Annotated in this window: 23 protein-coding genes; 10 read left to right on the forward strand and 13 right to left on the reverse strand. The window is 75.8% G+C overall.

Annotated elements, in window-relative coordinates; genetic code table 11:
- Positions 1 to 104: 104 nt before the first annotated feature.
- The gene (locus HH311_RS09170; RefSeq protein WP_312030029.1) at positions 105 to 935 is read right to left on the reverse strand and encodes an SDR family NAD(P)-dependent oxidoreductase; all 831 of its coding nucleotides are present in this window, start codon (positions 933 to 935) and stop codon (positions 105 to 107) included.
- Between the two features lie 71 nt (positions 936 to 1006).
- Between HH311_RS09170 and HH311_RS09175 the strand changes: the two genes are divergently transcribed.
- Positions 1007 to 1912, forward strand: coding sequence for a LysR family transcriptional regulator (locus HH311_RS09175; RefSeq protein ID WP_169183314.1), 906 nt, complete (start codon positions 1007 to 1009; stop codon positions 1910 to 1912).
- 35 nt (positions 1913 to 1947) lie between these two features.
- Here the strand turns inward: HH311_RS09175 and HH311_RS09180 are convergent, their stop codons facing one another.
- From HH311_RS09180 to HH311_RS09190, 3 genes are all read right to left on the reverse strand, one after another.
- Positions 1948 to 2991 carry an alcohol dehydrogenase catalytic domain-containing protein gene (locus HH311_RS09180; RefSeq protein WP_169183315.1) on the reverse strand — a complete coding sequence of 348 codons (1044 nt, stop codon included), beginning with the start codon at positions 2989 to 2991 and terminating at the stop codon, positions 1948 to 1950.
- Positions 2992 to 3199: 208 nt separating this feature from the next.
- Positions 3200 to 5050 (reverse strand): helix-turn-helix domain-containing protein, encoded by a 1851-nt coding sequence (locus HH311_RS33185; RefSeq protein WP_169183316.1) that lies wholly within the window; start codon positions 5048 to 5050, stop codon positions 3200 to 3202.
- 64 nt (positions 5051 to 5114) lie between these two features.
- Entirely contained in the window at positions 5115 to 6344 is a 1230-nt protein-coding gene (locus tag HH311_RS09190; protein WP_169183417.1) for an ROK family transcriptional regulator, read from the reverse strand.
- 59 nt (positions 6345 to 6403) lie between these two features.
- On the opposite strand from HH311_RS09190, the gene HH311_RS09195 reads away from it, so the two are divergent.
- Together HH311_RS09195 and HH311_RS09200 are read left to right on the forward strand one after the other, a co-directional pair.
- Positions 6404 to 7054: an HAD-IA family hydrolase gene (locus tag HH311_RS09195; RefSeq protein WP_169183317.1), complete on the forward strand. Its 651-nt coding sequence runs from the start codon at positions 6404 to 6406 to the stop codon at positions 7052 to 7054.
- On the forward strand, positions 7051 to 8286 hold the full coding sequence (locus HH311_RS09200) for an MFS transporter (RefSeq protein WP_312030030.1): 1236 nt from the start codon (positions 7051 to 7053) through the stop codon (positions 8284 to 8286). Before HH311_RS09195 ends, HH311_RS09200 begins: the two co-directional genes overlap by 4 nt.
- A 162-nt stretch (positions 8287 to 8448) precedes the next feature.
- Here HH311_RS09200 and HH311_RS09205 read toward each other — a convergent pair whose 3' ends face one another.
- From HH311_RS09205 to HH311_RS09235, 7 genes are all read right to left on the reverse strand, one after another.
- Complete coding sequence (locus tag HH311_RS09205) at positions 8449 to 10200, reverse strand: proline--tRNA ligase (protein WP_169183318.1); 1752 nt, start codon at positions 10198 to 10200, stop codon at positions 8449 to 8451.
- Positions 10201 to 10242: 42 nt separating this feature from the next.
- Positions 10243 to 11277, reverse strand: coding sequence for a hypothetical protein (locus tag HH311_RS09210; protein ID WP_169183319.1), 1035 nt, complete (start codon positions 11275 to 11277; stop codon positions 10243 to 10245).
- Between the two features lie 2104 nt (positions 11278 to 13381).
- On the reverse strand, positions 13382 to 14464 hold the full coding sequence (locus HH311_RS09215; RefSeq protein ID WP_169183320.1) for a class I tRNA ligase family protein: 1083 nt from the start codon (positions 14462 to 14464) through the stop codon (positions 13382 to 13384).
- A gap of 57 nt (positions 14465 to 14521) precedes the next feature.
- Positions 14522 to 14971, reverse strand: coding sequence for a hypothetical protein (locus HH311_RS09220; RefSeq protein ID WP_248292337.1), 450 nt, complete (start codon positions 14969 to 14971; stop codon positions 14522 to 14524).
- A gap of 4 nt (positions 14972 to 14975) precedes the next feature.
- Positions 14976 to 15830: a heavy metal-binding domain-containing protein gene (locus HH311_RS09225; protein WP_248292338.1), complete on the reverse strand. Its 855-nt coding sequence runs from the start codon at positions 15828 to 15830 to the stop codon at positions 14976 to 14978.
- On the reverse strand, positions 15827 to 16717 hold the full coding sequence (locus tag HH311_RS09230; protein ID WP_169183321.1) for a heavy metal-binding domain-containing protein: 891 nt from the start codon (positions 16715 to 16717) through the stop codon (positions 15827 to 15829). The genes HH311_RS09225 and HH311_RS09230 overlap by 4 nt, the downstream gene beginning before the upstream one ends.
- Before the next feature lie 128 nt (positions 16718 to 16845).
- Complete coding sequence (locus tag HH311_RS09235; protein WP_169183322.1) at positions 16846 to 17892, reverse strand: helix-turn-helix transcriptional regulator; 1047 nt, start codon at positions 17890 to 17892, stop codon at positions 16846 to 16848.
- An 86-nt stretch (positions 17893 to 17978) separates the two neighbouring features.
- Here HH311_RS09235 and HH311_RS09240 point away from each other — a divergent pair, with 86 nt between their 5' ends.
- Positions 17979 to 18779 (forward strand): hemerythrin domain-containing protein, encoded by an 801-nt coding sequence (locus HH311_RS09240; RefSeq protein ID WP_169183323.1) that lies wholly within the window; start codon positions 17979 to 17981, stop codon positions 18777 to 18779.
- A gap of 51 nt (positions 18780 to 18830) precedes the next feature.
- Here the strand turns inward: HH311_RS09240 and HH311_RS09245 are convergent, their stop codons facing one another.
- Positions 18831 to 19601 (reverse strand): GntR family transcriptional regulator, encoded by a 771-nt coding sequence (locus HH311_RS09245; protein WP_211189887.1) that lies wholly within the window; start codon positions 19599 to 19601, stop codon positions 18831 to 18833.
- A gap of 124 nt (positions 19602 to 19725) precedes the next feature.
- Between HH311_RS09245 and HH311_RS09250 the strand changes: the two genes are divergently transcribed.
- The 6 genes from HH311_RS09250 (at position 19726) to HH311_RS09275 (ending at position 25359) form a co-directional block, all read left to right on the forward strand.
- The gene (locus tag HH311_RS09250) at positions 19726 to 20958 is read left to right on the forward strand and encodes an acyl-CoA dehydrogenase family protein (RefSeq protein ID WP_248292339.1); all 1233 of its coding nucleotides are present in this window, start codon (positions 19726 to 19728) and stop codon (positions 20956 to 20958) included.
- Positions 20959 to 20972: 14 nt separating this feature from the next.
- Positions 20973 to 21836, forward strand: a complete 864-nt coding sequence (locus tag HH311_RS09255) for a fumarylacetoacetate hydrolase family protein (protein ID WP_169183324.1) — start codon at positions 20973 to 20975, stop codon at positions 21834 to 21836.
- Complete coding sequence (locus tag HH311_RS09260; RefSeq protein WP_169183325.1) at positions 21836 to 22813, forward strand: alpha/beta fold hydrolase; 978 nt, start codon at positions 21836 to 21838, stop codon at positions 22811 to 22813. Before HH311_RS09255 ends, HH311_RS09260 begins: the two co-directional genes overlap by 1 nt.
- Before the next feature lie 14 nt (positions 22814 to 22827).
- Positions 22828 to 23436: a VOC family protein gene (locus HH311_RS09265; protein WP_169183326.1), complete on the forward strand. Its 609-nt coding sequence runs from the start codon at positions 22828 to 22830 to the stop codon at positions 23434 to 23436.
- 1 nt (position 23437) lies between these two features.
- Complete coding sequence (locus HH311_RS09270) at positions 23438 to 24970, forward strand: FAD-dependent monooxygenase (RefSeq protein ID WP_169183327.1); 1533 nt, start codon at positions 23438 to 23440, stop codon at positions 24968 to 24970.
- Positions 24971 to 25074: 104 nt separating this feature from the next.
- Positions 25075 to 25359: a hypothetical protein gene (locus HH311_RS09275; RefSeq protein WP_169183328.1), complete on the forward strand. Its 285-nt coding sequence runs from the start codon at positions 25075 to 25077 to the stop codon at positions 25357 to 25359.
- Here HH311_RS09275 and HH311_RS09280 read toward each other — a convergent pair.
- Positions 25356 to 26594 carry an FAD-dependent monooxygenase gene (locus tag HH311_RS09280; protein ID WP_312030031.1) on the reverse strand — a complete coding sequence of 413 codons (1239 nt, stop codon included), beginning with the start codon at positions 26592 to 26594 and terminating at the stop codon, positions 25356 to 25358. The two genes, HH311_RS09275 and HH311_RS09280, sit on opposite strands and share 4 nt — an antisense overlap.
- Positions 26595 to 26618 lie beyond the last annotated feature (24 nt).

Genomic DNA, 26618 nt, shown 5'->3' on the forward strand with positions numbered 1-26618 from the left:
ACCTGCCCCACGTGCCCCTGATCACGGAGGCGGACCCGACCCCTCCCGCGAGGGGCACATCGCGCAGCCCGACAGGCCCGCTCGGGTGCGCCCAGCACTGCTGATCATGACCCGACCCCGGGCTTCCAGGGCAGGACGCGGCCGTGGCGGACCAGCTCGCCGTACATCGCCGGGTCGACCGGACCGAGCGCGAGGTCGAGCAGCGGGCCGGCGGCCTCGTCGGGCGTGGGGGCGCCGCTGACGTCCCACCACAGCCCCGACGTCGGCGTGTTGATCATCCCGGGGCACACCGCGGCGAGCAGGATCCCCCGGCGACGGTCCGCCTCCCGCCGGGACGCCGCGAGCGCCCGCACCGCGGCCACCTGGCCGATCTTCGAGGGGATGTTCACGAACCCGGGCCAGTCCCCGCCGCGGGCGCTCCCGTCGGCGACCGCGTCGCGCCACGCCCCGACCGCCGCGTCGACCTCGTCGAGGGTGGTGCGGCCGTCGAACCGGTCGTGCAGGACCGGGGCGAGGTGGTGAAGTGTCCCCAGCGAGCTCGCGACGACGAGGAGGCGCCCGCCGTCGGGCAGCCGCGGCGCGAAGGCGCGCAACAGCCGCGTCGTGCCGAAGTTGTTGACCTCGGCGTACCCGTCGACGATCCCGCGTGGGTCGTCGTCCGGGCCGACGCGCATCACGGCGTTCCCGACGACGACGTCGGCGCCGCCCAGCCGGGCGGCGAGCGCCTCGGCCGCGTCGGGGTCGGCGACGTCGAGGAGCTCCCCGCGCACCCGCGCCCGGCCCGGCGGGACCGAGGCGACGGCGCGCTCGACCCGCTCGGGGTCGCGGCCGGTGAGGTACACGGTGTCGCCGGGCTCCATCCGGGCGGCGAGACCGGCGACGAGTGCCAGACCGAGGCCCTGGGTGGCCCCCGTGACGAGGGCGGTCCTGCTCACGACGACCACGCTAGGAACGGCCGAGGCATTCCTCCAACGAGGGTTCTGCATCTCCGGTATGCGTGTTCGTCATGTCTCTGGAGAGCGCGTCGGTGACGTCGCTGCGGGTGTTCCGCGAGGTCGTCGAGCGGGGGACGCTGACCGCCGCGGCCACGGCACTCGGGTACACGCAGTCGGCGGTGTCCCGCCAGGTCGCGGCGCTGGAGCGTGACGCGGGGACCCCGCTGCTCGAGCGGCACCGGTCGGGCGTGCGGCCCACGGACGCCGGCCGGCTGGTCGCCCGGCGCGCGGCCGCGGTGCTCGACGAGCTCGGGGCCGGCGCCCGCGAGCTCGCCGGGCTGCCCGACGAGCGGGCCACGGTGCGGCTGGGCTGGTTCGCGACGGCGGGTGCGGTCGTCGTGCCGCGGGCCCTGGCGGCCCTCGCCCGGTCGGCGCCCGGGATCACCGTCGTCTCCCGGGAGGGGACGACACCCACGCTCGTCCGGGGGCTGCGCGCGGGCACCCTCGACCTGGCGGTGCTCGCCCAGCTGCCGCCCTACCGCCCGCCCGACACGGAGTCACCGCCCCTGACGCTGCAGGTGATCAGCGAGGGCACGCTGCGCCTCGGGGTGCCGGCCGGCGACCCGCTCGCCCACCTCGGGTCGGTCACGATCGAGGACCTCCGCGGCCGGGCGTGGATCGCGGGCCCGGAGGGCGCGCTGGGCGTCTGGCCGGGTCTCGACGAACGCCCCCGGGTCGCCCACACCGCCCGCGACTGGCTCGCCAAGCTCGCCCTCGTCGCGGCCGGGCAGGGGATCACGACGGTGCCCTCGGGGCTCGTCGGGTCCCTCCCGGCCGGGGTGGTCGCGCTGCGGGTGCGCGACGGGTCGGCCGAGGACAGGCGGGTGGTCGTCGCCCGGGTGCCCGGGCCGCCGACGGCCGCCGTCGCGCAGGTCCTGGGTGCGCTTCGCGCCCGTGAGCAGAAAGTGTCCGGATAGCGACACTTTCTGCTCTCGAGGCCGCAGGCCACCTCCTAGGGCGTGATGACGACCTTGAGGGCGAGGTTCGCCGCGGCGTTGCCGAACACGTCGTAGGCCTCGTCGATCTGGTCGAAGGTGAACGAGTGCGTCCCCATCTTCTCGGCCGGGATGCGCCCGCTCGCGACCATCTTGAGCAGCGTCGGGATCGACACCGTGTCGACCAGGCCCATCGTCAGCGACACGTTGGAGATCCACATGTCCTGCATCGGGATCTCGACCGGGGTGCCGTGGACGCCGACGTTCGCGATCGTCCCGCCCGGCCGCACCAGCGACGCCGCCGTCAGCAGCGTCTCCGGGTAGCCGACGGCCTCGATCGCCACGTCGACGCCGAGCCCGTCGGTCAGCCCCACGACGTCGGAGACGGTGCCGGGCCCGACCTCGATCGCGTCGGTCGCCCCGAACTCGAGCGCCCGCTCCAGGCGGAACTTGTTCGAGTCGATCGCGATGACCTTCGAGGCGCCCCACAGCCCCGTCGTGAGGACCGCGGACAGTCCGACCGCCCCGGCGCCGACGACGGCGACGGTGTTGCCGGGACGCACGCCACCGGCCAGCACCCCGACCTCGTAGCCCGTCGGCAGCGAGTCGGCGAGGAAGATCGCCTGCTCGTTGGTGACCGAGTCGGGGACGGCGTAGAGCGAGGTGTCGGCGTAGGGCACCCGGACGAGCTCGGCCTGGGTCCCGTCGATGAGGTGGCCGAAGATCCAGCCGATGCCGCCGACGGTCTGGCAGTGCGAGGGCATCCCGCGCTGGCAGTACTCGCACCGGCCGCACTTGGTGATCGCCGGTACCAGCACGCGGTCGCCGACCGAGAAGCCCCGGACCGCGTCGCCGACCTCGGTGATCGTCCCGACGGCCTCGTGCCCGAGGATCCGGCCGTCGGTGACCGCGGCGACGTCGCCCTGCAGGATGTGCAGGTCGGTCCCGCAGATCGTCGTGGTGTCGACCTTGACGACGACGTCGGTGGGTTCCTGGACGCGGGCGTCGGGGACGTCCTCCCAGGACTTCGAACCGGGACCGTGGTAGACAAGGGCCTTCATGGCGTCCTCCCGTGGGCTGCGCTGCGACGCGACCGACGCTAGTGGCGCAGGACACACGCGGACTGTCCGACATCGAGACCATCCGGACCGGCCGTCGGGCCCCGCCGCCGCCGACTGTCCCGCTCCCGGGACACCTGGGTGCGCTCCGCGCTCGTGAGCACAAAGTGCCGCTATAGCGACAGTTTCTGCTCACGAGGCCGAAGGCCACCTACGCGATGTAGCTGATCCCGAACGCGTCGATCTTGCGGTAGAGCGAGGACCGGGCGATGCCGAGCATCGCGGCCGCCTTGTAGCGGTTGCCGCGGGTCTCGTAGAGCGCGTGGATGATCGCGTCGGCCTGCGCGGTCTCCAGCATCGTCAGCCGCGGCGCGCTGGTGAAGCAGAACGCCGGCAGGTCGGGCGGCTGCACCACCCCGACGGGCTTGCGGGCCACGACGTAGCGCAGCACGTCCTCGAGCTCGGCGATGTTGCCCGGCCACGAGTAGCCCTCCAGCACCCGCACGACCTGGTGGGAGAGCCGCAGCGAGCGGGCCCCGGTGGTCGAGCGCAGCACCGAGCGCGCGATCTCGGCGAGCTCGTCGGAGCGGTGGCGCAGGGCCGGCACGCGGACCGTCTCGTGGAAGTGGCGCAGCAGCAGCCCGTAGGGCCGTCCGGCGTCGACCGAGGCACTGTCGAGGCAGCCGACCACCACCACCCGGCCCGGCAGCACCGTCAGCGGGCGCAGCGCCTCGTCGAGCCGGCGGGCGCTGCGCGGGGTGAGGGTGTGGACGCCGTCGAGCAGCACCAGGTGCACGTCGGCGGCCGGGTCGTCGAGGGGCACGTCGTGGCCGTCGCCGAGGGCCGCGCAGTCGACGGTCGTCGACGTCCCGCGCGGGAAGAGGTGGGCGAACCGCTCGCGGGCCAGGGTGCGCTTCCCGACCCCGGTCTCCCCCACGAGCAGCAGGTGCCGGCGGTGCGCGAGCGTGGCGGTGGCGTCGCGGCGGGCCCGGACGAAGGGGCTGAAGAGCTCCTGGTTGGCCCGCAGCCGCGCCTCCTCCGAGGCCTCGGCCGACGGGCCGCCGCGCAGCTCGGCGGCGAAGTCCCGGCGCGCGGTCGGCGCGACGTGCGAGCCCTGGCGACGGCGGGCCTCCCGGGCCGCCGTCGTCGTCCGCCCGGCTGCCACGTGCGCCTCCACCGGCCACCCGCCGAGGACGGCGCCGAGCACCTCCGCGTCGCCGCCGCGCACCTCCTGCACCCGCACCTCGGCGCACAGTCCCGACGGCAGGTCGAGGTGGCGCGCGGCCTCGGTCTCGTCGAGCAGGACGCTGGCGGTGAGCAGGTCGTGCAGCGCCTGCTGGTCCGGCGGGGCCAGGGCCTGCGCGCCGCGACCGACCCACAGGTCGTCGCCGGCGGCGGCGAGCACCCACGGCACGCCGTCCGCGCGCAGGTCGGCCGCGGCGTCGTGCACCGCGAGGACCCGACGGTGCCGCTCGGCCTCCTCGTGCCCGACGACGGCGGCCGCGAGCGTCCGGGCGAGCGCCAGCGGCGTCCCGCCCCGTGCGGAGGCGTGGGTGACGACGACGACGGCGGCCCGGTGCGCGCCGAGCGTCACCGGTGCGGCGGCGTCGCGCAGGACCCGCAGCCCCGGGTGCAGGTGCTCCGCGCCCTCGACGAGGGCCGAGCGGCGGGTGTGGCGGGCGAGGGCGGCGGCCGTCGTCCCGACCGCGCGCTCGTCGTGCCGGTGGCCCGGGACCCACCACGCGGCGTCGAGCAGCTCGGCCGGCGCGGTGGCGGTGTCGTGGCGCAGTCGCAGGGTGCCGTCCTCGCCGACGAGCCCGACGGCGCACCCGGCGTCGGGGTTCTCCAGCGCGAAGGCGCCGAGGACGGCGTCGGCGGCGGCGAGGAGCGGGCCGGCGTCGTGGTGGCCGACGAAGGGGGCCGGCGCGCCGGCCACCGCGGCCGCACCGGAGCGCTCCCAGGAGGCGAGGACCTCGGCCCGGACCTCCTCCGGGGCGAGCGTCGACCGGCCGCCGCGCAGGAACCGGGCCCGGGCGGCGTCGAGGTCCCGCTCCGGCGCCACGTCCGGGGACGGTAGGCCGGTCGAGCGGTCCCGCACCAGGGCCGGAGGCGTCTCATCCCGAGACTCATCCCGAGACGCGGGCCAGGCCCTCCGCGCTCGTGACGTCGTCGAGCGCGAGGGCGACCGCGCCCCGCAGCGGGGCGTCGTCGCCGTGGACGCCGTCGCGGACCGGGGTGGGGTCGGCGCGCCGGTACCCCATGAGCCCGCAGCGGTAGGCGTCGTCGAACGCGGGGCCGCGGAAGCGCGGGCCGAGGCCGCCCAGGACGACGACGTCGGGGTCGTGCGCATTGACCAGGCCCGCCACCCCCCGGCCGAGCGCGACGGCGACCCGGGCGACGGCGGCCGCGGCCGCGGTGTCCCCCGCGTCCGCGGCGTCGAGGACCTCCTCGGCGTAGCTGCGGGGGTCGGCGGGCGGGTCGGCGCCGAGGTGGCGGGCCAGCGCGCGTCCGTCGAGCTCGGGCGCCCAGCAGCCCCGCGCCCCGCACGGGCAGGCGATCGCCGGGTCGCCGAAGGGCATGTGCCCGTACTCCCCCGCGGCGCCGTGGGCTCCGCGCTGCGGGCGCCCGTCGAGCAGCAGGGTGCCGCCGATCCCGACCTCCACGGTCAGCGACAACGCCGTCCCTGACCCCGCCGCCGCCCCGGTGCGGGCCTCGGCGAGCCCGGCCAGGGTCGCGTCGTTGCCCGGGAGCACGGGGATCTCCGGCCGGTCGGGCCCGGCGACGAGGCCGGCGGCGACCGGGCCCCAGTCGAGCTCGGTGGCGCGGACGAACACGTCGTCGGACAGCGGCGCGGGGACGGCGAGCCCGAGGGCGAGAGGGCGCCTCCGGGCCGGGACGAACGACTCGTTCGTGGCGTCCACGTGCACGAACGAGTCGTTCGTCCCGGAGCCGACCGCCCCGAGCGCCGCGGCCAGCCGCTCGGACAGGTCGTCGCCGCGGCGGCCGGAGCACAGCACCGTCGGGACCCCGTCGAGGCCGGCCTCGGCGAGGCGCCAGTCCTCGTGGCGCAGGTCGAGCGCGAGGACGCGGGGGCCGTCGGGGGCGGGGCGCAGGCACGTCGTCGGGCGCCCGCGCCCGCTGACCGGCGCGCGCTCCTCGGCCAGCCAGCCCGCCTCGCGCAGCCGGGCGACGGTCTCGGTGGTGGTCGCGCTCGAGAGGTTCAGGCGTGACGCCAGCTCGACACGGGTCAGCCCCGGGGTCCGGCGCACCTCGTCGAGGACGGCGGCGCTGGTGCGCCAGCGGTCGACGCGGGCGCGATACGGCTCACAGCGCTCGGCGCCCTCACCGCTTCCCATGTTGCCCACGTCCTCATTATGCTCGGATGGCGAGGAAAAGCGTGGGGAGTGATCGGACCATGACACACACGAGCGACCGCCCCACCCTCGAGGCGTTCGCCGCGGTCCTGTTCGACATGGACGGCACCCTGGTCGACTCGGACGCCGCCGTCGAGCGTTCCTGGCGGGCCTGGGCCCGCGAGTACGGCGTCGACGAGGAGCAGGTGCTCGCCGTCATGCCGGGCCACCCGGCCGCGGACACCGTCGCCCGCATGCGCCCCGACCTCGACCCCGCCGACGTCGCGGCGGCCGCGGCCGCCCAGCTGGAGCGGGAGTACCACGACCTCGACGGCGTCGCGGCCACCCCCGGCGCCCTCGACCTGGTCGCCGCCCTCGGGCGCTCCGGTCGCCCCTGGGCCGTCGTCACCAGCGCCGACGCGCGGCTGGCGGGGATCCGGCTGCGGGCAGCGGGCATCAACGCGCCCGTCGTGGTGGACCGGGACGCCGTCACCCGCGGCAAGCCCGATCCCGAGGGCTACCGGCTGGCCGCCGCCCGCCTCGGGGTCGCACCCCGGGACTGCCTCGTCGTCGAGGACACCGCCACCGGCGCCGCCGCCGGGCGCGCGGCGGGCGCCACCGTCGCCGGGCTCAAGGGCATCGACGCCGATCTCTCCCTCACCGACCTCTCCGACCTCGTCCCCCACTCGTCCGCCCGGAGGACCCCAGAGTGAGCACATCCGTCGAGTCCCCCGACACGACCGGATCGGCACCCACCCCCACCCGCTCCCACGGCCTGGCCGGGCGCGTCCCGGCCGGGGTCAGCCTGGCCGCGCTCTCGCTCGGCGGGCTCGCGATCGGCACCACCGAGTTCGCCAGCATGGGCGTGCTGCCCGGCTTCGCGTCCGACCTCGGCGTCTCCGTCCCGACGGCGGGCATCGCCATCAGCGCGTACGCCCTCGGCGTCGTCGTGGGCGCGCCGCTGATCGCGCTGGTCGGCGCCCGCTGGCCCCGCAAGCGCCTCGTCGTGGCGCTCGCGATCACGCTCGTCGTCTTCAACGCGCTCTCCGCGCTGGCCCCGGCGTTCGTGCCGTTCGTGGGCCTGCGCTTCCTCGCCGGCCTGCCCCACGGCGCCTACTTCGGCACCGCCGCGGTGCTCGGGTCGACGCTCGTGCCACCGGAGCGGCGGGCCCGCGCGCTCGCGACGGTGATGCTCGGGCTGACGATCGCGAACATCGTCGGGGTCCCCGCCGCGACCTGGCTCGGGGACACCTTCGGCTGGCGCAGCGCCTACCTCGCCGTCACCGTCATCGCGCTGATCACGGTGCTCGCCGTGACGACGCTGGTGCCCAGCCCCGCGGGCGACCGCGGCGGCTCGCTGCGCGGCGAGCTCACCGCGCTCACCCGCCCGCAGGTGTGGCTCACCCTCGGCGTGATCGCCGCGGGCTTCGGCGGACTGTTCGCGGTGTACAGCTACATCAGCCCGATCCTCACCGCCGAGGCCGGCGTCTCGACCTCGACGGTGCCGCTGCTGCTCGGCGCGCTCGGCATCGGGATGACCGTGGGGAACGTCGCCGGCGGCCGGTTCGCCGAGCGCGCTCCGCGGGTCACGATCGCGGTCGCCCTCGTCGTGTACTCGGCGGTGCTCGTCGGCTTCGTCTTCGGCGCCCACCACGTGGCGTCGGCGACGCTCGGGCTGTTCGCGCTGGGCTTCGTCGGGATGTCGGCCGGGCCCGCGCTCATGGGGCGGCTTATCGACTTCGCCGCCGAGGGACCGTCGCTGGCCGCCGCGAGCTTCCACTCCGCGTTCAACGTCGCCAACGCGATCGGCGCGGCGCTCGGCGGCGCGGTGCTCGCCGCCGGGCTGGGCTACGACGCCCCGGCCGCGGTCGGCGCGGCGCTGCCGCTCCTGGGCATCGTCGTGTTCGGGGTGAGCGTCACCCTGGAGCGGCGCCGGCGGGCCTGACCCCGTCCGGGCAGGCCCGACCCCGGACGAGCGAACGGCGCCGTCCTGTCACCGGACGCCAGGAACGTGCCATTGCTGCCACTGGTCGGGCGCAGCCTCGGTGGGTGAACGGCGCCGTCCTGGCGTTGAGCGCCAGAAATGTGCCATTGCTGCCGTCCGCCCTCAGCGCCCGCCGGTCAGCGCCCCGACGACCTCGTCGACGGGCACCTCGCGCCGCTCCCCCGTGGCCCGCTCGGTGACCTCGACGACGCCGTTCGCGAGGCCCCGCCCGACGGTGATCGACGTCGGCACGCCGATCAGCTCGGCGTCGGCGAACTTCACCCCGGGCGAGGCCTTGCGGTCGTCGAGCAGGACCTCGAGGCCGGCCCCGGCGAGCCCGGCGGCGATCGTCTCGGCGGCCTCGGCCTGGGCGGCGTCCTTGCCGGCGATCACGAGGTGCACCTCGAACGGCGCGACCTCCCGGGGCCACACCAGGCCCTTCCCGTCGGCGTGCTGCTCGGCGATCGCGGCCACCGCGCGGGAGACGCCGACCCCGTAGGACCCCATCGTCACCGTCACCGGCTTGCCGTCCGACCCGAGCGCGGTCAGGCCGAGCGCGTCGGCGTACTTGCGGCCGAGCTGGAAGATGTGGCCCATCTCGATGCCGCGGGCCGCGACGAGCGTGCCGGCGCCGTCGGGCGAGGGGTCGCCCTCGCGGACGTCGGCGGCCTCGATCGTGCCGTCCGGGGTGAAGTCGCGGCCGGCGACGAGGTCGACGACGTGACGGCCGTGCTCGTCGGCGCCGGTGACCCACGCGGTGCCGGTGACGATGCGCGGGTCGACCAGGTAGCGCACGCCGTTCTTGGCCAGGCCGACCGGGCCGATGTAGCCCTTGGTCAGGAACGGGTTGGCGGCGAAGTCGGCGTCCTCGAGCAGCACCACCTCGGCCGGCGAGAGCGAGGCCTCGAGGCGCTTCATGTCGACCTCGCGGTCCCCGGGCACGCCGACCCCGAGCAGCGACCACTCGGTGCTGCCCGGCAGCCTCGTCTTCACCATGACGTTCTTGAGGGTGTCCGCGGCGGTGAACTCGCGGCCCAGCCCGAGGGTGTTGACGTGCGCGACGAGCGTGTCGATCGTCGGAGTGTTCGGGGTGTCGTACACGACCGCCTCGGGCTTGTCGGCGATCGACTGCTCCGGCGGCGCGGGCGTCGTCACCGCCTCCACGTTCGCGGCGTAGCCCGACTCCAGGCACCGCACGTAGGTGTCCTCGCCCGTCTCGGTCGGTGCGAGGAACTCCTCCGACGCCGACCCGCCCATCGCCCCCGACATCGCCGAGACGATCTGGATCTCCAGCCCGAGCCGGGAGAACAGCCGCTGGTAGGCGACGCGGTGCGCGGCGTACGACTCGGCCAGCCCCTCGTCGGTGAGGTCGAACGAGTACGAGTCCTTCATGACGAACTCGCGCCCGCGCAGGATGCCCGCGCGCGGCCGCTCCTCGTCCCGGTACTTCGTCTGGACCTGGTAGAGGATCACCGGGAAGTCCCGGTACGACGACGTCTCGCCCTTCACCATGAGCGTGAAGAGCTCCTCGTGGGTGGGCCCGAGCAGGTAGTCGGCCTTCTTGCGGTCCTTGAGCCGGAACAGCGCGTCGCCGTACTCGGTCCAGCGCCCGGTCGCCTCGTAGGGCTCCTTGGGCAGCAGCGCGGGGAAGTGCACCTCCTGCCCGCCGATCGCGTCCATCTCCTCGCGCACGATGCGCTCGGTGTTCTTCAGGACGCGCATGCCCAGGGGCAGCCAGGAGTAGATGCCGGGCGCGACCCGGCGCACGTAGCCCGCGCGCACCAGCAGCTTGTGGCTGGGCACCTCGGCGTCGGCCGGGTCCTCGCGCAGGGTGCGCAGGAACAGATCGGACATCCGCGTGACGCCTCGTGCCATGGAAAGAGCCTAACGACGCCGTGCGAGGGGGTTCCCCGCTGGCTACTGGTAGGTGACCAGGTCCGGCGTCGGGTGGAGCGCGAGCGCCTGCGCGGCGGTCAGCATCGGCGTGTCCTGGGTGTAGAAGAGCTTGAAGCCGAGGTGCATCTGCGCCGGACGCTGCAGCTCCTGGTACTTCCCGAGCTTGTTGGGCGGCGCGCCGAAGCCGTCGATGTGCTGGACGACGGCGAGCTGGGGCGGGGTCTGCAGCCGCTCCGGGTTGCTGATCATGTTCGGGGTGAACTGGTGGACCACGAACAGCTTCTGCGGCAGGTCGTTCGCCTGCACGAGGTTCGCGAGCCACGCCGAGACCTGGTTGACCTCGTCGGCGGACACCGTCCCGATCTGCTCGCCGGGGATCTCGCCGGGCGGCATCCGCCACTCGGGGTCGAGGGCGAGCCCGACGTCGGGCTCGCGCAGCAGGTTCTCCCACGGCTTGACGGCGGTCATGAAGTCGGTGCGCCCGGGCTGGATGTCGATGACCATCAGCTGCTTGTGGGCGCGGGCGGCGGCGAGGTAGCGCTGGGCGGCGCCCTGGTCGATGTCGTGGTGGTAGTCGCCGTCCGGCCCGGGGCCGCCGTCCGCGACCCCGACGATCAGCTCCATCGCCGGCTGCACCGTGCGGCCCGGCGTCGCGAACGGCGCGGCGGCCTGCTCGAGCTTGGTGGCCGCCTGGTCCGGGGAGCCGGCGCCGAGCACCCCGAGCCGGTCGGTGTCCGCCGTGCCGTAGTACGCGACGACCCGGTAGTTCGGGAAGATCGTCGTCCCGCCCCGCGGCAGCTGCGGGGGTGGGGCGGGGGCGGCGGGGGCCGCCGGCGCTCCCGCCGGCACGGTGAGCACCGGGTGTGGGGCGGCGCGCGGCGGAGCGGAGTCGTCGTGCCCGCTGATGAGGGCGACCAGCCCGAGGAACGCCGCCAGGACCAGCGCCGCCAGCAGGAAGGCGAACAGCACCCGACGACGACGGCGGCGGTCCCGCACGAGCCCCGGCCGCGGCTCCGCGCGTTCCGGCGCGGCGTCCGGGTCCGCGACCGGCACCATCGCGTCGGTGCGCTCGGCCGGGGTCGGCTCGTCGGCCGGCGCGCTGACAGGGGGTGCCGTGCCCTGGGGCGTCCGCGTGGTGGGAGACGGGGACGGGGCCGGGGCCGACCCGTTCTTCCGGTCCGTCCTCTCCGGCGCCGGCGCACTCGCCGACGCAGCACCGGCCTCCGGGGTCTCCCTCGGCGTGGGCGTCTTCTCCGGTGCAGCCTCTTCCGGCGCGGCCTTGTCCGGCGTGGCCTTCTCCGGCGTGGCCTTCGTGGCGCCGCCCCCCACCAGTGCCGCCGCGCCCGCGACCGCGGCCCCACCCGCCGCCGCGACACCGACCGTCCGCCCCGACTTCCCCGGTGCGTCGGGACCGCGTCGCGAGGACTCGGTCGTCGTGCCCGCGGCCTGTTCCTCGATCCGCCCGGACTTCCCCGGTGCGTCGGGACCGCGTCGCGAGGACTCGGTCGTCGTGCCCGCGGCCTGTTCCTCGGTCCGCCCGGACTTCCCCGGTGCGTCGGGACCGCGTCGCGAGGACTCGGTCGCGGCCGTGGCAGCAGCGGCCGACCCGGCAGTGGCCGACCCCGCGCTCGGTCGCGCTGTCGGGCTCGGCCTCGTGCTCCCGTCTGCGGTGGAGCCCTGTCGTGCCGGCTCGGTGGCCGGGGCGTTCGTCGTCCGGGTGCTGGTCCGCACGGTGTCCGGCTCGGTCGGGGCACTCGCCGCCCGGGCCTCCGTCTGGGGTGCCGGGGAACCGGGTCGTCGCGACCCGGTCGCGTCGCCACCCTTCGCCACCCCACCGGCCGTCGCGGCGGCCCCTGCGACCGCGGCGCCACCCGCGACCGCACCTCCCGGCCACCGACCCGACGTCCCCGATCGCTCGGGGCCGCCTCGCGGCGAGCCGGTCGCGCCGCCGCCCGCCGCCGGCTCTCCGGTGCGCCCGGTGTCCGGCTCGGCTCGCGGTACGGGTCGTCCGGTGCGCACGGTGTCCGGCTCGGACGGAGCGCTCGCCGCCCGGGCCTCGGCCTGCGGCGCCGAGGAAGCGGGTCGCCGCGACTCGGTCGCGCCGTCGCCCTTGCTCGGGGTCGGCGCACTCGCCGTCGGGCCCTCGGCCTGCGGTGCCGGGGAACCGGGTCGTCGCGACTCGGTCGCGCCGTCGCCCTTAGGTGGCGCGGGCGAGCGGGACGCCTCGGGCGCGCCGGTCGGGGTCGCGCCGCGGCCGGCGTCGCCCTTGGCCGGGGTCTCGGTCCGCACCGTGGCCGGCTCGCTCGGCGCGCTCGGCGTCGTGGTCCCGCACTGGGGCGTCACGGGACCGGATCGCGGCGACTCGGTCGCCGCGTCACCCGTCGTCGCGCCGCCGGCCGACGCAGCGGCCCCCGCGACCGCCGCACCACCGGCCGCCGCGGCACCCGTGGCCGGGCTGGTGGGCCGGTCCTCGGGAGGAGCGGCCCGCGTCGACCTCCGCGAGGGACCCTGTCCGTCGGACACGGTCTCCGCGCCACGGGCCGGCGGAGCCGACGCGCCGGTCCGCCACGGCGGGACGCCCAGCATCGGGGGACGCTCGTCGTCGGCCCGCGACGGAGCCGCCTGCGGGCGGGGTGGTTCGGGACGCTGCTTCCCCGGGGAGGGCCGGCGTCCCCACGGGAGGCGCCGCCCCTCGCCGCCGGGCCGACGGCGGTCCTCCGGCGCGTCCGCGGGACGTCGCGGCGGGCTCGGGCGGGGCGATGGACCGGGCGGCCGCTCGGGGGCCGGCGCGGCGACCCCGGTCGAGGCCCGCGCGGGTGCGCCAGCGTCGTTCTCGGGTGACCGGCGGGGTTCCGGCGGCTCGGCCGGGGCCTCCGTCGGGCCCTCCGCCGGGGCCGGGGACGAGGGCGGCGGCGGGGTCGGCGCGGGTGCGTCGACCACGGTCGTCGTCCCGGGCTCCGCGCCGGCCCGTCCCCCCTCCGCGGCCTTCTCCGGAGGGTTCAGCGTCACCTCGTCGGGTCCGCCCCAGCGCATCACGCCCTCCTCCGCCACCCCCGGCACGACGGACGGCCGCACCCGCGGCACACCGTAGGCAGTGGAAGGCGGAAATTCAGCACATCCGACCCGCGTGTCACAGCAGTATCACGCGCACCACGGTCTTCTAAGCCAGGCCGAGCACCGACAGCGCCGTCCGAGCGGCCTCCCCGCCCTCGTGCTCGGCGATGTCGAGGGCCGTGGGGACGTCGAGGTCGTCGAGGAGGGCGGCGACCACGGCATCGGCCGCGATCGTGCCGTCGACGTGCCGCGCGGCCGCGGCGAACAGACGCTCGAGGCGCCCCGCGGCGGCGTCCAGTGCGCCGGCGACGACGTCCCAGGCCTGCGCCCAGGGCCGGTCGAGCAGCAGCAGGCGGACCGCGGCGGCGGGGTGGGTCTCGAGCAGGTCGGCGACGAGCACGAGGTTCCCGGCCGACTTCGCCATCTTCGCCCCGTCGACGCGCACCGTCCCGACGTGCAGGCGGGCCCGCGCGAACGGCCGCACCCCGGTCACCGCCTCGGCCATCGCGGCCATGCCGGTGTGGTGCGGGTGGCGCAGGTCCGCGCCCCCGACGTGCAGGTCGACGGCGGGCCCGAGCACCGACAGCGCCATCGCCGCGCACTCGGCGTGCCACCCCGGGCGCCCGTCGCCCCAGGGGCTCGGCCAGGCCGCCTCGCCCGGCGTCGCGGGCCGCCAGACCGTCGGGTCGCGCGGGTCCTCGGCGCGGGGCGACGGCGGCACCTCGGAGGCCTCGGGTGGCACGTCGACGACGTCGAGACCGGTCGCCGCGGCGCGGAGCAGGACCTCGCCGTCGCGCTCGTAGGCGACGCCGCGCTCGAGCAGCGCCGCCGCCAGGCGGACGACGCCCTCGACGTGATTGTGCGCCCGCGGCTGGTGCGTCGGCGGGCGGACGCCGAGCGCGGTCATGTCCCGGTCGAAGCGGAACTGTCCGACCGCGGCGAAGCTGTCGAACCGGCGGCCGGCGCGCTCCGCCGCGGCGTCGAGGACGTCGTCGACGTCGGTGATGTTGCGGCAGGTCTCGACCTCGACCCCGATCCGGCGCAGCACCCTCCCGACGACGTCGGCCCACACGAAGGTCGACGCGTGGCCGAGGTGGGTGGTGTCGTAGGGCGTGATCCCGCAGACGTAGGCACGGGCGCGCCCGACCAGCGGCAGCGGTTCTCCGGCGAGGGCGAGACGAAGGGTCACGCGTTCATCCTGCCTCCGCACGTGCACGGATGTGGTCGTCGGGACGACCACATCCGTTCACATGCGCAGCCAGCGCTCGAACGCCCGCCGGGCCGCGGCGTCGCGCGCCGCGATGCGGGAGAGGTCCTCGGCGAGCGCGGTCAGCCAGTCCTCGACCTCGACGCGGCGGCGGCTGATGACCACGCCGCCCGAGACGCGGCGCACCTCGGCGTGCACCCGCTCCCCCTCGGCCCGCAGCTCGAGGTCGCGGCCGTCGCCGTGCACGAGCACCGACTCCGCGCGCCCCTCGCGCCCGGCGAGCCGGTCGCCCAGCCCCCGCCGGTAGCCGACCTCGACGGTGCCGGCGGGCAGGGCGTCGCCGAGGGCCCCCGAGAGCACGCGGGCGTAGGACGCCACGTCGGCCCGGTCGGTGCGCAGCGCCGCCGCGAGCAGGGCGACGTCGGCCGCCGGTCCCAGGCCGGTCGGCTCGGCACCCGGGCCGAGCCCGCCATCCTCGTCGGGACCCATCTCCTCACCCGTCCGTCAGCGGCAGCACGAGCTGCGGGGTCGGGATGTGGTGGTCGGCGCGCAGCGGGCGGACCGCGGTGCCGATCGCGAAGAACTCGGTGGTGTGCCCGCCCCAGCGGTGGCCGTGGGCGCGGAGCCGGACCCCGACGATGCCCTCGGCGTGCAGCGCCTCCGCCTCGGCCTGCATCCGGCTCATCGCGAGCTCCCGGGCGTCGTAGAGGCCCTCGGTGTACTGCGGGAGCTCGACGTTCTGCCCGATGTTGCTCATCGCGCGGAACATCCCCTGGTGCGCGATGTGGTAGACGCACGACCCCATGACCATGCCGAGCGGGGCGTAGCCGGCCTGGATCAGCGTCCAGAAGTCCTGGCCGGAGAGGTCCGAGGTGAACGGCTGGCGGTGCACGTTGCGCCATGAGCCGCCGCTGGGCGGGGCGTCCTCGGCGGCGACCGCCGTGCCGACGGCGATGAACTCGGCGAGGTCGTTGCCGAACTCCTTGAACTCGATGTCGAGCCGGACCCCGACGATGCCGTCGGCGCCGAGCTGGTCGGCCTCGGCCTCCATCCGGGTCATCGCGAGCTCGCGGGCGTGGTACATCGCCTGCGACAGGGTGTCGAGCTCCTGGTTCTTCCCCCAGCGCCCGACCTGGAAGCCCACGTGGTAGATGCTCGAGCCCAGCACGAGGCCGAGCGGCCGGAACCCGGCCTCGCGCACGAGCAGGAACTCGTTCACCGTCAGGTCCGAGGTGAACATGCTCGTCGCCTGGCCGGGACGCATGTGGGCCAGCCGCCGCATCGCGTCCGACGGGACACCCTCGACGGCGGCCGTGTCGGACGGTGACGAGGTGTCCTGCTCGGTCATGAGGTCTCCCGGGTGGGGCGCAGGGGCAGGAAGGTCAACGACGACGACCGCGCGGGCGCCTCGGGGTGGGAGACGGCGAGCAGGGCGTTGCCGAACACCGTCGCCTCGGCGACGTGGTCGCGGTGGTTCTCCGCGGGCTCGATCTCGCGCATCCACACGCGCATGTCCGAGACGATCGCGCCCTCGGCGCCGGCGGCGGCGACCCGGCGGGTGAAGTCGCGGCGCGCGTCGGCCCGCGCCGCGGAGACCAGCTGGGTGTAGCCGGACACCTCGGCGTTGCCGGAGAGCCAGGAGGCCTGCGAGCGGGTGCGCATGTCGTCGTGGCGGATGAGCAGCGCGATGCCGTAGACGATGCGCACCGGCAGCCACCCGGCGCCGACGAGCTTGGCGACGTCCTGGCCGGCGAGCTCGGTGCAGAACGGCTGGGACGGGCGCTGGTGCGGGCGGGTGGACCGGACGGCGGTGCCCAGGGCCATGAACTCGCGGCTGCCCTGGTCGAAGGCACCCGCGGTGAGGGCGACCCCGACGATGCCGTCCGCGCCGATGCCGGCGGCCTCGAGCTGCATCCGCGCGATCGCGGTGTCGTAGCCGTGGCGCAGCGCCTCGACGTAGGGCGCGAAGGCGGGGACGGGCGTCATGGGGCCGAGGGTCCCGCCGAAGCCGCCGAACCCGCCGGCGCCCCACGCCCCGCAGCCGCCGTACCCGCTCCACCCGACGTACTGCACGATCGAGCCCATCACCTCGCCGACGGGCTCGAACTCGGTGGCCGAGAGACCGGCGGCCGAGGGCACGGTGAGCATCGAGGTCCACGGCCCGCCCGACGCGGCCCGATCCACCCGGGCGGCGGCGACCGGTGGCAGTCCCCGGCCGTCCCACTGATCGGCCACCCCGGTGCACCCCCGTCGCTGTGCTCTCCCGGCCCGCGAAGCTACACCCGCGAGTTGTGGGGTCCGCGCTGGTCAGCGGGGCGTTGGTCGGCTCTGCGACCCGGTGTCCGGTTCCGGCGGTCCGCCCGTCACTCGAGCACGAGCCGCGCGGTGAGCTCCCGACGGCTCGAGACGCCCACCTTCGCGAACACCACCTTGAGGTGGTCCTGCACCGTGTGGGGAGAGAGGTGCAACGTCGCCGAGATCGCCCGGGTGTCGGCGCCCTGCAGCACGAGCAGGGCGACGTCCTCCTCCCGGCTGGTGAGGCCGTGCGCGGCGAGCGCGAGCCGGGAGAGCGTCGCGCGCGGGGTCGGCTCGGCGGTGACGACGATGTCGTGACGCTGCGGCGGTCCGGTCAGCGGTGCGGCACGCAGGCTCAGCCAGCGCCCGGCGGAGGTCCGCACGCGGCTCTCGGTGTGCTCCCCGCGCGTGCGGGCGGTCGCGACGACGGCGAGCACGCTCGCCGGCAGCTCCCCGTGGTCCCACCCGCCGAGCTCGGCGACGACGGCCTCGGCGGCGGGCGTCAGGTGGGTGACCCCGCCCCGGTCGTCGACGATCAGCACGGCGGGGGCCGTGGGTGACGGCTCGACGGGGCGCGGCGCACCGTCGCCCCGGAACAGGCAGCGCTGGATCGCGTCGGCGACGATCTCGCCCACGTCGACGAACCGCGTGGCGTCGGCCGCCGTGAACGGCAGGTCGCCGGCCCCGCGGTACATCGCCAGCGCGCCCCAGCTCGCGCCCCGGCTGGGGAACACCGTCCGCAGCTCGTCGGTGAAGCCGAAGCGGGGGGCCATGTAGTCGCGGTGACGGCGGCAGGAGTCGAGGTCACCGCCGGTGTCGACGGAGAGCACGCCGACCGGCGGGGTGCGCCGGGCGATCTCGGCGAAGGAGTTGACGTCGGGCGGGCCGTACTCGGTGGCCGCGAACTCCTCGTCGCCGACCTCGAGCGGGCGCGTCTTGGACGCCCACGTGATCAGCCCGGTCGCGGGGTCGGTGGTGGCGAAGCACGCGAAGTCGAACGGGACCTCCCGCGCGACGGCGGTGTACACCGCCGCGGCGAGGGCCGGCAGGTCGGCGGCGGCCGCCGTGGTGCGGCGCAACCGCTCGGCCAGGCGCAGGCCGGTCCTCGTCGTCATGCACTCATCGTGACATCGCCCGGTCGCCAGAGAACCCCAAGTTGTTGGGATGCCCCGTTCGGCCGCCGCCGACCACGCTCGGTGCCATGACCGAGACCACGCCCCACCCCGCCACCACCGACGCCCTCGACGCCCCCGGGACCGGCCACCGCCACACCACCCGCTGCTGGTGGGACCACGAGCGGCCCGGGTGGGTCTGCCCGCCGGCGGCCCCGCCGCCGGCACCCGACGCCCCGCTGGTCGACGTCCGCGACATGGTCGTCGTGCACACGGCGCTGCTGCGCGAGTTCCGGCTCGCCCCCGCGGCCGTCCTCCGGGTCGCCCCGGACGACCGGCGCCGGGCCCGCGTCGTCGAGCGTCACCTGGGCCTGCTCTGCGACCTGCTGCACCACCACCACGCCGGCGAGGACGCCCTGCTGTGGCCCCTGCTGCGCGAGCGCGTCCCTGCCCGGGCGCTCACGCTCCTCGCGGAGGCCGAGGCCCAGCACGCCGGGCTCGACGAGGCCCTGGGGCGCGTCGGCGCCACGCGGCGGCGGTGGGTCGACCGGCCCGACGCCGGGCACCGCGACGAGCTCGCCGGGACGCTGCGCGAGCTGCACCGGCAGCTGGCCGAGCACCTCGACACCGAGGAGCGCACCCTGTTGCCCCTCGCCGCGGCCCACCTCACCGAGCCCGAGTGGCGCGCCGTCGGCGAGCACGGGGCCGGGGCCGTGCCGAAGAGTGCCCTGCCCCTGGTGTTCGGGATGTTCGCCTACGAGGGCGACCCCGACGTGCTCGCCTCGATGCTCGCGTCGGCCCCTGCGCTGCCCCGGGCCGTCGTCCCCCGGATCGCACCCCGCGTCTACGCCCGCCACGCCGCCCGCGTGCACGGCACTCCCCGCCCGTGACGAGCGCGGCGCTCCCGCGCCCGGGCCGCTCGCCGGCTTCGCGGCGCCCGCTCAGGCGGTGGCGTCGCGACCGTCGGGCGCGCCGCGCTCGTCACGGCGGGTGGCCTCGAGGGTGCGCATGCCCTCGAGCATCGTCGCGAGGTTGTCCTCGAGGTGGGTGCGCACGGCGGCGCGCACCCGTTCGGGGTCGCGGGAACGGGCGGCGTCGACGAGTTCGTCGTGGGCGTGGGCCCGGTGCGCGGCGAACGCCTCCGGCGCGTCGACCGGATCGAACACCAGCCGGGTGTAGCGCTCCGAGGCGTCCCAGAGCGGGGTGAGCAGCCGCCGGTCCCAGCCGCTCGCGGCCGGCTCGATCATCGTGGCGTGGAACTCGCGGTGCGGCGCCCAGAAGGCCTCGCCGAGGACGTCGCCGAACGTGGTGCGCACCAGGTGGTCGAGCTGGTCGATCTCCGCGTCGGTGCGCCCCGCGGCGGACAGCGCCGCCAGCTCCGGCTCCACGGTGATGCGGAGCCGGTAGATGGCGCGGAGGTCGTCGGCGTCGAGCGGCGTGACGATCGCGCTGCGCGAGGGGCTCAGCGTGATCAGGCCCTGGGCCTCGAGCTGGCGCAGCGCCTCGCGCACCGGGACGTGGCTCACGCCGAGCTGTTCGGTGAGGGCCGGGACCGTGAACGGCCGCCCCGGGGGGAGCTCACCGGACAGGATCGAGCGCCGGATCTCGTGCAGCACGAGGTCCACCGCCGAGGCCTTGCGCGACGCCACCGAGCGCACGCCGGGGCGTTCCCCGCCCCGGCCCCAGACCTCCACCCCCGTGTCCGGCGACACGGCCCACCCCCTCGATCACGGCGACCGGCCACAGCCTCACCGACATTGACAACTTATAACTTAGCACCCTAGCGTCCGACGTGGTGCAGGTCACTCCACCACGATCACCGACCGGAGGTGCTCGATGTCCTCGACGTCGATGTCCGACTGCTCGCTCGACCGTCCGGGCACGTCGGACGAGGCCCGCGCGCTGCGCGCGGAGCTGGTCGGCCGGGCGCGGGAGATCGTGCCGGTGCTGGCCCGCAACGCCGCCCGCACCGAGTCCGAGCGCCGGGTGGCCGAGGAGAACATCGCGCTGATCGACGAGGCCGGCCTGTTCGCCGTCATGCGGCCGCGCCGGCTCGGCGGGCTCGAGACGGACATGCGCACGAAGCTCGAGGTCTCGCGCGAGCTCGCCCGCGGCTGCGGGTCGACATCCTGGGCGACGACGCTGATGAACGTCTGCGCGTTCTTCGGCGGCCTGTTCCCCGACCGCGCGCAGCGTGACGTGTGGGAGGCCTCGCCGGGTGCCCGCATCGCCGGGGTGCTGGCGCCCACGGGCGAGGCGACGCGGGTCGACGGCGGCTACCGGCTCTCGGGGCGCTGGGGCTGGGCCTCGGGCTGCCTGCACGCGCAGTGGGCCGTCGTCGGCTTCCCGGTGCCCGACGAGCACGGCGAGGTCGTCGACCAGGGGCTCGCGCTGGTCCCGATGAGCGAGCTGACCGTCGAGGACACCTGGTTCGTCGCGGGCATGCGCGGCACCGGCTCGAACACCCTCGTCGCGCGGGACGTCCTCGTGCCCGGGCACCGCATCATCTCGGTCCCCGCCGCGATCGGCGGCCGGTACGGCACCGAGCACACCGACGAGGTCCTCTACCGGTCGGCGTTCGTCCCGGTCGCGGCGATCGTGCTGGCGGGCCCGCAGCTCGGCCTCGCCCAGGCCGCGCTCGACCTCGTCGTCGAGAAGGCCCCGAAGCGCGCGATCTCCTACACCTTCTACGACGTGCAGACCGAGGCGCCGACGGTGCAGCTGGCGGTGGCCGAGGCGGCGGCGCACGTCGACGCGGCCCACCTGTTCGCCTACCGCGCGGCCGCCGACATCGACCAGGCCGCCGTCGACGGGGTCTACCCGGACTACACCGCCCGCGCCCGGGTCCGGATGGACACCGGCCAGGCCATCGAGCACGCCCGCGAGGCCATCCGCATCCTCGTCTCGGCCCACGGCGCCTCGGCGTTCGCCGAGTCGAGCCCGCTGCAGCGGATCTGGCGCGACTCCGAGGTCGCCTCGCGCCACGCGGTGGTCAGTCCCGCGATCTCCACCGAGGTCTACGGCCGGGCCCTGCTCGGCCTGACCGACGGCGTCACCGCACTCGTCTAGCGAAGGGCTCCCCGATGCGCATCGCCCACCACGCCGGCCGATTGGTCCTGCTCGAACCCGGCACCGACCCCGACGAGCCGCGCGGGATCGACGTCGCGGCCGCCGGCTCCGACGCCGACCCGCAGACGGTCTACGAGCACTGGGACGCCTTCCGCGCGTGGGCCGCGACGGCCTCGTTCGCCGCCGCCGTCCCGCTCGACCCGGCCGCCCTCGGCCCGGTGGTCCCGCGCCCGCCCCAGGTCTTCGGGATCGGGCTGAACTACCGCGACCACGCCGCCGAGTCCGGGATGGACCTGCCCACCGAGCCGGTCGTGTTCACCAAGTACCCGACCAGCGTCACCGGCCCGCGCGGGGACGTCCGGCTCTCCCCCGGCGACGTCGACTGGGAGGTCGAGCTCGTCGCCGTCATCGGGAGGGGCGGGCACGGGATCGCCGAGGCCGACGGCTGGGACCACGTCGCCGGCCTCACCCTCGGCCAGGACCTCTCCGACCGCGTCACCCAGTTCGCCGCGCCGCCCGCGCAGTTCGGGCTCGGCAAGTCCTACCCCGGGTTCTCGCCCCTCGGCCCCGCCCTGGTGACCGCCGACGAGCTCCGCGCGGACGGGCTCGACCCCGACGACCTCGAGCTCGGCTGCCTCGTCAACGGCGAGAGCGTCCAGAAGGGCCGCACCGGGGCGATGATCTTCTCGGTCCCCGCGCTGGTCGCGAGGCTCTCCGCGGTCGTGACGCTGCTGCCGGGCGACGTGGTCTTCACCGGCACCCCGGCGGGCATCGGCGCGGGCCGCACGCCGCCGCGGTTCCTGTCCGAGGGCGACGAGCTCACCTCGTGGTGCACCGGCATCGGCCAGATGCGGCACCGGTTCGTGGGGAGCCGGTGATGACGATCCTCGAGGCCGCGGACCGGCCCGGCACCTTCGTCCCGCACGCGTACGACGAGCAGGTCGTGGACCTGGGCGAGGTCCGCATGAACTACGCGGTGGCGGGCGAGGAGTCGGCGCCTGCGCTGCTGCTGATCCCCGGCCAGTCCGAGTCCTGGTGGGGCTACGAGGCCGCCATGCCACTGCTCGCCGAGCACTTCCGGGTCCACGCGGTCGACCTGCGCGGGCAGGGGCGCTCGACGTGGACCCCGGGCCGCTACACGCTCGACCTCTTCGGCACCGACCTGGTGCGCTTCATCGACCTCGTGATCGGCCGCGAGACCCTCGTGAGCGGGCTGTCCTCCGGCGGGGTGCTGTCCGCGTGGCTCTCCGCGTACGCCTCCCCCGGCCAGGTGCGGGCGGCCCTCTGGGAGGACCCGCCGCTGTTCGCCAGCGAGGTCACGCCCGCCATCGGGCAGGGCATCGGCCAGGCGATCGGGCCGGTGTTCGCCGCCTGGAACAAGTGGCTCGGCGACCAGTGGTCGATCGGCGACTGGGACGGCCTGGTGCGCGCCATGCCCACCGAGCTCCCGGCGCCGATCCTGCGGGCGCTCGCCGTGATGATGCCGCGCGACGAGGCCGCGGGGCCCGCCGCCGGGCCGCCGCAGAACCTGCGCGAGTACGACCCGGAGTGGGGCCGCGCGTTCGTCTCGGGCACCGCGACCGCGTCGTGCGACCACGCCTCGATGCTCGCCCGGGTGCGGGTCCCGGTCCTCTACACCCACCACTACCGCGCGGTGGACGAGGAGACCGGCCGGCTGACCGGCGCGTCCTCCGACGACCAGGCCCGCCGGGCCCGGGAGATCGTCACCGCGACGGGCGGCCGGATCGACTACCGCTCGTTCCCCGACATGCCGCACTCGATGCACGAGCACGCCCCGAAGCAGTTCGTCGAGACCCTCCTCGACTGGGTCTCCACCCTCGACCGCCCGCAGTGAGGAGGAGGACACCGATGCCCACCGAGAACCGTCAAGCCCCGATCATCCCGCCCAGGCTGCACCACGCGACGTTCCTGACCCTCAAGCTCGACGAGATGGTCCGCTGGTACGGGCTGGTCTGCGGGCTCTACCCGGTGCACTACGCCGAGACCGCGGCCTGGCTGACCAACGACGAGGCCAATCACCGGATCGCGCTCATCGCCCACCCCGCGGTACACCGGCCGGTCAACAAGCCCACCAGCGCCGGCCTGCACCACACCGCCTTCGAGTACGCGGGCTTCGGCCAGTGGCTCGACAACTACGAGCGGCTCCGCAACCACGGCATCACGCCGTTCATGTGCCTCGACCACGGCATCACGATGTCGATGTACTACGCCGACCCGGAGGGCAACGGCGTCGAGATCCAGTTCGACGCGTTCGGCGACTGGGCGGTGTCCAAGGAGTGGATCTGGGCGTCGCGGGAGTTCGCCGACAACCCGATCGGCGAGTGGTTCGACCCGGAGAAGCTCGTCGAGGCCCGCGCGCAGGGCGTCTCGCCCGAGGAGATCCACGAGGGGGCGCGGGCCGGCAAGTACCGGCCGGAGAACCCGCCGGCCGACCTGCTCCTGCCCGAGGTCTACTGACTTGGAGCGCGTCGAGGTGCTCGTCGCCGGCGGCGGCCCGGTCGGGCTCGCCGCGGCGGTGGAGCTCGGGCGGCGGGGGATCGAGTGCCTCGTCGTCGAGCCCCGGGAGGCGGTGTCGCACGCCCGGCCCCGGTGCAAGACCGTCAACGTGCGGACCATGGAGCACCTGCGCCGCTGGGGGATCGCCGACCGGTTGCGCGAGCGGGCGCCGCTGTCGCCGGCGTTCTCCACCGACGTCGTGTTCTGCACGTCGCTGACCGGTCACGAGCTCTCCCGGTTCACCGGGGTGCTCGGCCTCGCCCCGCAGGGCGACCGGTTCCCCGAGGTCGGTCAGCAGGCGCCGCAGTACGTCCTCGAGGAGCTGCTGCGCGAGGTCGTCGGCGAGCTCGACACCGTGACGCCGGCCCTGGGCGCGCGGGTGGTCGACCTCGCCCAGGACCCCGAGGGCGTGACGGTGACCGTCGCCGGGCCGCACGGCCCGAGCACCGTCCGGGCCGACCACGTGCTCGGCTGCGACGGACCGCGCAGCACCGTCCGCGAGTGCCTCGGCGCCCGTTACGTCGGGGAGCTCGCGCTGCGCCCGAACCTCGGCATGGTGTTCCGAGCCCCGGACCTCGAGGCCCGCGTCCGCCACGGACCGGCCGTGCAGTACTGGACGGTGAACCCGGAGGCGCCGGCCCTGCTCGGGCCGCTCGACCGGGACGGGACCTGGTGGATCATCGCGTTCGGGGTCGAGCGCGGGGCCGGTGAGCGCGACGCCGCGCGAATCCTCGACGCCGCCGTGGGCGGGCCGGTGGACGCGACCGTGCTGTCGACGGACCCGTGGACGGCCCGGATGCAGCTCGTCGACACCGCCCGGGTGGGCCGGGTGTTCCTCGCCGGCGACGCCGCCCACCTCAACCCGCCCTTCGGCGGCCACGGCCTCAACACCGGCATCGGGGACGCGGTCGACCTCGGCTGGAAGCTCGCCGCGGTGCTGCGGGGATGGGGCGGGCCACGACTGCTCGACAGCTACGAGGCCGAGCGGCGCCCGGTGCAGGACCGCGTGGTGCGCGCCGCGACCGCCAACATGCGCACCCTCTCGACCGACCTCGTCTCCGACGACCTCGACGCCGACGGCCCGGTCGGGCGCGAAGCCCGCCGCGCCGCCGACCACCGGATCCAGGAGACCAAGCACGCGGAGTTCCACGCGCTCGACCTCGTCCTCGACGTCGACCACCGGTGCTCGCCCGTGGTCGCCGACGGTGCCGGCGAGCGCCTGCCCCATGCGTGGCTGCCCGACGGGCGCTCCCTCTACGACGCCCTGGGCCCGGGCCTCACCCTGCTGACCCGACCCGGCGTCGGGACCACCGCGTTCACGCGGGAGTGCGCCCGCCGGGGCGTGCCCCTGGCCGTGGCCGCGGTCTCCGGCGAGGCGGCCCGCCGGCTGCCCGCGGACGCGGTGCTCGTCCGGCCCGACCAGCACGTCGCCTGGCGCGGGCCCACTCCCCCGGACGACCCGGCTCCGCTGCTCGACCGGGTCCTCGGCCGCTGAGCACGCGGTGGCCCGGGGTCACAGCCGGCGCACAAGCTCCGCCGAGCCCGGCCCCACCGCGGGCCCCGACGATCGTCCTCACCAGAGATCACCGGGAGGGCGAGATGACCGAGAGTCCGCAGCGCAGGGTGGCCGGGCACCGCATCGGGCTCGGCGCGGCCGTCCTCGGGATCGCGACGCTGAGCGGCGCGGGCACCGTCGCCGCCGTCCTGCCCGCGGTCCCGAGCGCCCACCACCGTCCGGTCACCGCCGACTCCGGCGCGGTGCTCGGCCTCCCCGCCGCGACCGGGACCACGACGCTGCGCCGCGACCGCACCGACGCGGCGGTCCCCGGCGCCGCCCCGTTCCCGCGGACCGCGACGAGCCCGATCACGTCGATCTTCTCCTAGCCCGGCGACCGGGCGGGCGCCCGGGAGTCGGGCACCCCGGGGTAGTCGGGCAGCTCGACCCCGTTGATCGCGCGGTCGACGAGCGCGGTGAGGGCCTCCACGTCCGGCTCCGGGGCGGGCTCCCCGCCGGCGTCCGCCCCGGTGCCGGGCCCGCCGTCCGGCCCGGGGACGCCGAGGCTGGCGACGTGCATCCGGCCGATCTCCTGGTTGGCCTCGACGAACGGGCGCATCCGCTCCTCGTAGGCGGCGAACCCGACCTCCGGGTCCCACCCGGCGGCGGCCAGCTCCCCGGCCAGCAGGTACGCCCCGACCAGGGCCACCCCCGTGCCCTGCCCGGACATCGGCGACGCGCTGCACGCCGCGTCCCCGAGCAGCCCCACCCGGCCGCTCGACCAGCGGTCCATCACCACCTGGGCGACCTGGTCGAGGTAGAAGTCCGGGGTGTCGTCCAGGTGCGCGAGGAGCCGGGGGCTCCACCAGCCCAGGTCGGCCGTCCGCTCACGCAGCAGGCGCTGCTGGGCCGGGACGTCGCGGTGGTCGACGTCGAAGTCGGCCGCGGGGAAGGAGAACATGGCCATGGCCCGGGTGGCGTCCTGGATGGGCCGCAGCATCGCGCACCGGCCGGACCCCTGGTCCTGGTACTCGAGCACCCAGCGGTCCAGCCCGAACTCGTTGGGCACGCTGTAGAAGGCCAGCACGAGCCCGAGGTGGCGGACGAACCGGTCGTGGGGCCCGAACACCAGCCCGCGCAGCCCCGAGTGCAGCCCGTCCGCCCCGATCACCAGGTCGAAGCGCCGCCGTCCGCCGCCCGCGAACGTCACGTCGACCCCGTCGGCGTCCTGGGTGAGCTCGGTGATCCGGTCGCCGAAGACGTACTCGACGCCGTCCCGGGTGTCGTCGACGAGCACCTGCGCCAGGTCCCCGCGCAGGATCTCGATCTCCGCGATGTACCCGTCGCCCTCGTGGTCGTCCGCGCGGAAGGTCTCCAGCACGGTGCCGTCCGCGTCGACCGTGTGGGCACCGGCGGTCTCGGTCCGCGCCGCGCGCACCGCCTCGTCGAGACCCATCCGCCGGATGACCTCCCGGGTCACCCCGCGCGCGTCCACCGCCTGCCCGCCGGGACGCAGGGCGGGCGCCCGCTCCACCACGGTCACCTCGGCCCCCCGCCGGCTCAGCCAGTGGGCCGCCGCGGGCCCCGCGATGCTCGCCCCGGCCACCAACACCCTGACGCTCACCGGTGCCTCCCCCTGCTCGCCCGC

The organism is Actinomycetospora sp. TBRC 11914, from assembly GCF_012933465.1.
Classification (GTDB): Bacteria; Actinomycetota; Actinomycetes; order Mycobacteriales; family Pseudonocardiaceae; genus Actinomycetospora.

Bases quoted from the DNA above. Each gene is read 5' to 3' on its own strand.
- HH311_RS09175 (WP_169183314.1), top strand. From the start codon at position 1,007: ATGTCTCTGGAGAGCGCGTCGGTGACGTCGCTGCGGGTGTTCCGCGAG.
- HH311_RS09180 (WP_169183315.1), bottom strand. From the start codon at position 2,991: ATGAAGGCCCTTGTCTACCACGGTCCCGGTTCGAAGTCCTGGGAGGAC.
- HH311_RS09190 (WP_169183417.1), bottom strand. From the start codon at position 6,344: ATGGGAAGCGGTGAGGGCGCCGAGCGCTGTGAGCCGTATCGCGCCCGC.
- HH311_RS09195 (WP_169183317.1), top strand. From the start codon at position 6,404: ATGACACACACGAGCGACCGCCCCACCCTCGAGGCGTTCGCCGCGGTC.
- HH311_RS09205 (WP_169183318.1), bottom strand. From the start codon at position 10,200: ATGGCACGAGGCGTCACGCGGATGTCCGATCTGTTCCTGCGCACCCTG.
- HH311_RS09210 (WP_169183319.1), bottom strand. From the start codon at position 11,277: ATGGTGCCGGTCGCGGACCCGGACGCCGCGCCGGAACGCGCGGAGCCG.
- HH311_RS09220 (WP_248292337.1), bottom strand. From the start codon at position 14,971: ATGGGTCCCGACGAGGATGGCGGGCTCGGCCCGGGTGCCGAGCCGACC.
- HH311_RS09225 (WP_248292338.1), bottom strand. From the start codon at position 15,830: ATGACCGAGCAGGACACCTCGTCACCGTCCGACACGGCCGCCGTCGAG.
- HH311_RS09235 (WP_169183322.1), bottom strand. From the start codon at position 17,892: ATGACGACGAGGACCGGCCTGCGCCTGGCCGAGCGGTTGCGCCGCACC.
- HH311_RS09240 (WP_169183323.1), top strand. From the start codon at position 17,979: ATGACCGAGACCACGCCCCACCCCGCCACCACCGACGCCCTCGACGCC.
- HH311_RS09250 (WP_248292339.1), top strand. From the start codon at position 19,726: ATGTCCTCGACGTCGATGTCCGACTGCTCGCTCGACCGTCCGGGCACG.
- HH311_RS09255 (WP_169183324.1), top strand. From the start codon at position 20,973: ATGCGCATCGCCCACCACGCCGGCCGATTGGTCCTGCTCGAACCCGGC.
- HH311_RS09260 (WP_169183325.1), top strand. From the start codon at position 21,836: ATGACGATCCTCGAGGCCGCGGACCGGCCCGGCACCTTCGTCCCGCAC.
- HH311_RS09265 (WP_169183326.1), top strand. From the start codon at position 22,828: ATGCCCACCGAGAACCGTCAAGCCCCGATCATCCCGCCCAGGCTGCAC.
- HH311_RS09275 (WP_169183328.1), top strand. From the start codon at position 25,075: ATGACCGAGAGTCCGCAGCGCAGGGTGGCCGGGCACCGCATCGGGCTC.